6 protein-coding genes are annotated in these 6,549 nt (G+C 66.7%); 5 read left to right on the forward strand and 1 reads right to left on the reverse strand.

Features of this window, described 5'->3' with window-relative positions; all coding sequences use genetic code 11:
* Positions 1-3 precede the first annotated feature (3 nt).
* Positions 4-915 carry a GlxA family transcriptional regulator gene (locus tag ATO11_RS13400; protein WP_242601419.1) on the reverse strand — a complete coding sequence of 304 codons (912 nt, stop codon included), beginning with the start codon at positions 913-915 and terminating at the stop codon, positions 4-6.
* Between the two features lie 116 nt (positions 916-1,031).
* On the opposite strand from ATO11_RS13400, the gene ATO11_RS13405 reads away from it, so the two are divergent.
* The 5 genes from ATO11_RS13405 (at position 1,032) to ATO11_RS13425 (ending at position 6,525) form a co-directional block, all read left to right on the forward strand.
* Positions 1,032-2,282, forward strand: coding sequence for a sarcosine oxidase subunit beta family protein (locus tag ATO11_RS13405; RefSeq protein WP_050531422.1), 1,251 nt, complete (start codon positions 1,032-1,034; stop codon positions 2,280-2,282).
* 9 nt (positions 2,283-2,291) lie between these two features.
* A complete protein-coding gene (locus tag ATO11_RS13410; RefSeq protein WP_050531391.1) occupies positions 2,292-2,576 on the forward strand; it encodes a sarcosine oxidase subunit delta in 285 nt (94 codons plus the stop codon).
* Positions 2,573-5,491, forward strand: coding sequence for a sarcosine oxidase subunit alpha family protein (locus ATO11_RS13415; protein ID WP_050531392.1), 2,919 nt, complete (start codon positions 2,573-2,575; stop codon positions 5,489-5,491). The genes ATO11_RS13410 and ATO11_RS13415 overlap by 4 nt, the downstream gene beginning before the upstream one ends.
* On the forward strand, positions 5,484-6,044 hold the full coding sequence (locus ATO11_RS13420; RefSeq protein ID WP_050531393.1) for a sarcosine oxidase subunit gamma: 561 nt from the start codon (positions 5,484-5,486) through the stop codon (positions 6,042-6,044). The genes ATO11_RS13415 and ATO11_RS13420 overlap by 8 nt, the downstream gene beginning before the upstream one ends.
* A 106-nt stretch (positions 6,045-6,150) precedes the next feature.
* A complete protein-coding gene (locus ATO11_RS13425; protein WP_050531394.1) occupies positions 6,151-6,525 on the forward strand; it encodes an alpha-amylase family glycosyl hydrolase in 375 nt (124 codons plus the stop codon).
* Positions 6,526-6,549: the final 24 nt, after the last annotated feature.

Raw genomic sequence — 6,549 nt, forward strand, 5'->3', positions numbered from 1 at the left:
CTCTCAGGCTGCGCGGGCCGACCGGGGGCTGTGCCCGTATCGGCGCGTATAGGCGTTGGTGAAATGCGCGGGCGTGGCAAAGCCGGTGGCCCGCCCGATCTCGGATATCGGCAGGGCCGAGCCACGGATCATCCGGTGCCCCACGTCCAGCCGCATGTTGCGGTAGTAATTCATCGCCGACTGCCCCAGCACGTCGGTGAACAACCGGTTCAGATGCCGTCCACTGACCCCCGCGATCAGCGCCAGCTGATCCAGCGCCAGCGGGTCGGCGATGTGATCCTCCATCGCGGCGATGGCGCTGACCAGATGCGGCGAATGCACGCCCATCCGTTCCGCCAGCCCGGCACGTTGCGGCGCGGCGGCGGCGCGCACGTCGGTGTGCAGGAACCAGTCCATCACCAGCCGCGCAAAAACATGCCCGTGGTCGCCCGCGATCAGCGCGTGCATCATGTCGAGCGGAGCCGTCCCGCCCCCGCAGGTCACACGGTCCCGGTCGATCACGTACAGCCGCTTTTCGATCATCAGGTCGGGATGCTGCTCGGCCAGGGGTGGCCCGTGTTCCCAGTGCACGGTCATCCGCCGCCCGTCCATCAGACCCGCCCGCGCCAGCAGAACCGACCCGCCCGACACGCCACCGATCCGCACGCCCGCACGATCCATCTTCCGCAGCCAGTCAAACGCCTCGTCCCCGCCGGTAAAGGGATCACCCCCCGCCACGACAAGCAGCAGATCCAGCGAAGCCATCGCCCCCACGGGCAGGTCCGCCGACACCGCCGCGCTGCCTGACGACGCTGCATCCCCGAAATGCACAACCTCGTACAACGGGCGCTGCGCCAGCAGATTCGCGGCCCTCAACGGCTCGACCGTGCAGGCATACGACATGAGCGCAAATCCCGGCACGGCCCAGACGCCCACCCGGAAAGGTGCACCAATTCCGTCCGTTTTGCGCAATCTGATGTCTGTTTCTCGCATATCCAAGCGCCATTGCCCCGCGATATCGTGAGATACTGAACCAGTTGGGCGAAAAAGCAATGCGATATTCGGCGTGGCAGATCCTCAAGGAAGGGCTGACCGGCAACAAGGGCTGGAAACCCGTCTGGCGTGAACCCGAACCCAAGGCCGAATACGATATCGTCATCATCGGCGGCGGCGGGCACGGGTTGTCGACGGCCTATTACCTCGCCAAGGAATTCGGCGTCACCAACGTCGCGGTGGTCGAAAAGGGCTGGCTCGGCTCTGGCAATATCGGGCGCAACACGACGATCATCCGCTCCAACTACCTGCTTGAAGGCAACCAGCCCTTCTATGAACACTCCCTCAAACTGTGGGAAGGTTTGGAGCAGGACTTCAACTACAACGCGATGGTGTCGCAGCGCGGCATCCTCAACCTCATCCACTCCGACCCGCAGCGTGACGCCTTCGCCCGCCGCGCCAACGCGATGCGTCTCAGCGGCGCTGACGCCGAACTGCTTGATCGGGAGGGCATCGCCAAGATGTGCCCGTTCCTCGATTTCGACAACGCCCGCTTCCCGATCCAAGGGGCGCTCTGGCAACCGCGCGGCGGCACCGTCCGCCACGACGCGGTGGCCTGGGGTTATGCCCGTGGCGCGGATGAACGCGGCGTCGACATCCTGCAGAACTGCGAAGTCACCGGCATCGACATCGAAGGCGGTCGCGCCGTCGGCGTGCAGACCTCGCGCGGATCAATCCGCGCCAAGAAGATCGCCATGTGCGTGGCCGGGTCCTCGTCGCGCGTGGCCGCGATGGCGGGAATGCGCCTGCCCATCGAAAGCCACGTCCTTCAGGCGTTTGTTTCCGAAGGGCTGAAACCGGTGATCCCCGGCGTCATCACCTTCGGCGCGGGCCACTTCTATGTCTCGCAATCCGACAAGGGCGGGCTGGTCTTCGGCGGCGACATCGACGGCTACAACACCTACGCCCAGCGCGGAAACCTGCCCGTGGTCGAAGATGTCTGCGAAGGCGGCATGGCCATCATGCCCATGATCGGTCGCGCGCGCCTGCTGCGGATGTGGGGCGGCATCATGGACATGTCGATGGACGGCTCGCCCTTCATCACCAAGACCGACACGCCCGGCCTCTATTTCAACGGCGGCTGGTGCTACGGCGGGTTCAAGGCGACGCCCGCATCGGGCTTCTGCTACGCGCACCTGCTGGCCAAGGACGAACCGCACGAGGTCGCCACCGCCTTCCGGCTGGACCGCTTCATGCGCGGTGCGCCGATCGACGAAAAGGGCCAGGGCGCCCAACCGAACCTGCACTAGGGGCCGCGCATGCTGATCAATCACCCCCTCCTCGGCCCCCGCGATGCCGCCGAATTCGTGGTCAAGGGCGACGCCGCCCTGATCGGTCGGCCCGATGGCATGACCGCCTCTCCGCAAGAGATGCACGACTACGCCTACCTCCGCGACAACCCCGCCGGGACGCATCGCGAGCTTTGGTATCACGAACAGGGCGACCGCTCGTGGCTGGTCGTCACCCGCGATACGCTCACACACGAAGTGCTGGATGTCGCGCTGGCGCGTGACGTGGCCCGCGCAGAAGGACGCAGCCGATGAGACTGTCCGGAGGATTGATCGACCGCGGCCAGACGCTGAAATTCCGCTGGAACGACACGTGGCTGAAGGGGCATGCAGGCGACACGCTGGCCTCGGCCCTTGTGGCGAATGACGTCAAGCTGGTGGGCCGCTCGTTCAAGTACCACCGCCCGCGCGGCATCTTCTCTGCCGGGGCGGAAGAGCCGAACGCGCTGGTGCAGTTGCGCAAGGGCGCGGCGCAGGAGCCCAACACGCGGGCCACGGTGGCCGAGCTGTACGAGGGCCTCACCGCCACGTCCCAGAACCACCGCGGCTCGCTCGCATGGGATCTGATGTCGGCCAACGACCTGCTGTCGCCGTTCCTGAGCGCCGGGTTCTATTACAAGACCTTCATGTGGCCCCGCGCGTTCTGGGAAAAGATCTACGAACCCGTCATCCGCGCCTCTGCCGGTCTCGGCTCCCTGTCGGGCAAGGCCGACCCCGATCTTTATGACCACGGCTACCTGCATTGCGACCTGCTGGTGATCGGCGCGGGCCCCGCCGGGCTCACCGCCGCTCGCACCGCCGCGCAATCGGGTCTGCGTGTCATCATCGCCGATGAGGATTTCCTCCCCGGCGGTCGCCTGAACTCCGAAACCTACGAGGTGGATGGTCAGGACGGCCCCGGATGGGCCGCCGCCACGGCCTCCGAGTTGCAGGGCATGGACAACGTCCGCCTGATGACGCGCACCACCGTCTACGGCTCCTTTGATAGCGGCGTCTACGGCGCGCTCGAACGGATGACGGACCACCTCGCCGACAGCGGCAGCAAGCCCCGGCAGGTCCTCTGGCGCATCTATGCCAAGCGCGCGTTGCTCGCCGCCGGCGCGACCGAGCGCAGCATCGCCTTCGGCAACAACGACCGCCCCGGCTTGATGCTGTCGGGCGCCGTGCGCACCTACGCCAACCGCTTCGCCGCCAGTCCCGGCCAGCGCGTTGCCGTCTTCACCAACAACGATGACGGCTGGCGCACCGCGCAGGACCTGACGGCCAAGGGCGTCACCATCGCGGCCCTGATCGACACCCGCGCCGACGCGCCCGACAGCGATGATTTCCGCGTCTACAAGGGCCGCGCCGTGGCGGACACCAAGGGCCGCCGTGGTCTCAAATCCATCACGCTCGAAAACGGCACGCAGGTCGAGTGCGACGCACTCGCCATCGCGGGCGGCTGGTCGCCCAACGTGCACCTGACCTGCCACCACCGTGGCCGCCCCGTCTGGCGCGAGGATATCGCGGCCTTCGTTCCCGGCACCGACCTGCCGCCGGGCATGAGCGTCGCCGGTGCCGCCAACGGTGCCATGACCCTCGCCGCCGCCCTCAAATCGGGGCACGAGGCCGCACGGACCATCGCGTCCGACCTGGGGCACGCGGCGCGAGGCACGCTGCCGCAGGCGAGTGACGAGCAATTCGCCATCACCCCCTTCTGGCACGTCAAATCCTCCAAGGCCCGCGCATGGGTCGACCTGCAGAACGACGTCACCACCAAGGACATCAAGCAGTCCCACACCGAAGGCTTTCGCGCGGTCGAGCATCTGAAACGCTACACCACGCTCGGCATGGCAACCGATCAGGGCAAAACCTCGAACGTGCTGGGCCTTGCCATCATGGCCGAAGCCTCGGGCAAATCGATCCCCGAAACCGGCACCACCATCTTCCGCCCGCCCTACACACCCGTGCCCATCGGCGCGCTGGCGGGCCGCGCGCGCGGCAAGGATTTCCGCCCCTTCCGCCTCACGCCCTCGCACAAATGGGCCAAGGAGAACGGCGCGGATTTCGTGGAAACCGGCATGTGGCTCCGCGCCCAGTGGTTCAAACGCCCCGGCGAAAAGGGCTGGCGCGACAGCGTCGACCGCGAGGTGGAGATGACCCGCTCGGGCGTGGGCATCTGCGACGTCACCACGCTCGGCAAGATCGACATTCAGGGCCGCGACGCCGCCGAATTCCTCAACCGCATCTACGCCAACCCCTTCGCCAAGGTGCCGGTCGGCAAGGTCCGCTATGGCCTGATGCTGCGCGAGGATGGGGTGTGTTACGACGACGGCACCACCGCGCGGCTGAGCGAAAACCACTTCGTGATGACCACCACCACCGCCAACGCGGTCACGGTCTTCCGCAACATGGAATTCGCGCGCCAGTGCCTCTGGCCCGACCTCGACGTGCACCTGATCTCCACCACCGATGGCTGGGCACAGTTCGCCGTCGCCGGGCCGAAATCGCGGGCGCTGTTGCAGAAGGTCGTCGACATCGACCTGTCGAACGAGGCGTTCCCCTTCATGGCCTGCGGTGAGTGCAAGGCCTTTGGCACGCCCGCGCGGCTCTTCCGCATTTCGTTCTCGGGTGAGCTGGCCTATGAAATCGCCGTGCCCGCGCGGTATGGCGACAGCATGATCCGCGCGCTGATGCAGGCGGGCGAAGAGTTCGACGCCGTGCCCTACGGGACCGAGGCGCTGGGTGTCATGCGGATCGAAAAGGGCCACGCGGCGGGCAACGAGCTGACCGGCCAGACCACCGCGCACCAGCTGGGTATGGGCAAGATGGTCAGCCTGAAGAAGGACGCCATCGGCACGGTACTGTCCCAACGGCCCGAGATGATCCGCGACGACGACCTGCGCCTCGTGGGGTTCAAGCCCGTCGACAAGGGCGCCAAACTCGACGCCGGGGCGCATTTCCTGACCAAGGGCGACCCCGAGGACATGGCCCACGACCAGGGCTGGATGACCTCGGTCGCGTATTCGCCGGAACTCGGCCACTCCATCGGCCTTGGCTACCTCAAACGGGGGGCCGACCGGATGGGAGAGGTCGTGCGCGCCTATGACCCCGTGCGCGGCAAGGACACAGCGGTCGAGGTCTGCTCGGCCCACCACATCGACCCCGAAGGAGAGCGTCAACGTGGCTGATATCACCCTCACCGCCGCCCCCATCCTCGGGCTGGACCTAACCCTTGGCGCCAACACGCTGCGGGAACGCGACGACCTCGCGCTCGTCTCCGTCGCCACGCCGCAGGGGGGCGAGGATGCGCTGGCCAAGGCGCTGAAGGCGGGGTTCAAGCTCGCCATGCCGGAACCCACCCGTTCGACGCAGGCGGGCGACACGCATGCGATCCGCACCGCGGCGGACCAGATGCTGCTGGTCTTCCCGCATGACGGGCCGGATGCGAACACCATGGTGCAAGGCAAGCTGAAAGGCGCGGGCTACACAACCGACCAGACCGACGTCTGGGTGGTGATCGAGGCCTCGGGCCCCGACACGCTCGCCGCGCTTGAACGGCTCTGCCCGCTCGACCTGCATGACAGCGCGTTCCCGGTGGGCGCGTCGGCCCGCACGGTGATGGAGCATATGGGCGCGATGATCCTGCGCATGGACGCGGACCGCTTCCTGCTCCTGTCCGCCTCCTCCTCGGCTGGCAGCTTCGCCCACGCGCTGGAGACGTCCTACAAAAACGTCATTTGATCTGCCGGGCGTCGATCCACGCTTGAACCCGCGTCCCGAACCGGTTTGAGTTAGCGCTAACGGGTCACGGCCCGACCAGTGCCTTTCTCCTTCAGGGATCACGCCGATGACCGATCAACGCTGGTGGCATGACGCCACGGGGTACCAGATCTATCCGCGCTCTTTCGCCGATTCCAACGGCGACGGGATCGGGGACATTCCCGGCATCATCTCGCGCCTCGACCACCTGCGCGACCTCGGTATCGGCTTTATCTGGCTGTCGCCCGTCTATGCCTCGCCCATGGCCGATAACGGCTATGACATCTCGGACTACCGCGCCATCGCGCCGGAATTCGGCACTCTGGACGATTTCGACCGGCTGGTGGCCGAGGCCCGCGCGCGCGGCATCCGGATCGTGATGGACCTTGTCGTCAACCACACCTCGGACAAGCACCACTGGTTCCAGGCCGCACTCGCGGACCCGTCCTCACCCGAACACTGAACCGCCCCGGGTTTACCGGAGAGT

Source organism: Pseudaestuariivita atlantica, from assembly GCF_001205715.1.
Lineage (GTDB): Bacteria > Pseudomonadota > Alphaproteobacteria > Rhodobacterales > Rhodobacteraceae > Pseudaestuariivita > Pseudaestuariivita atlantica.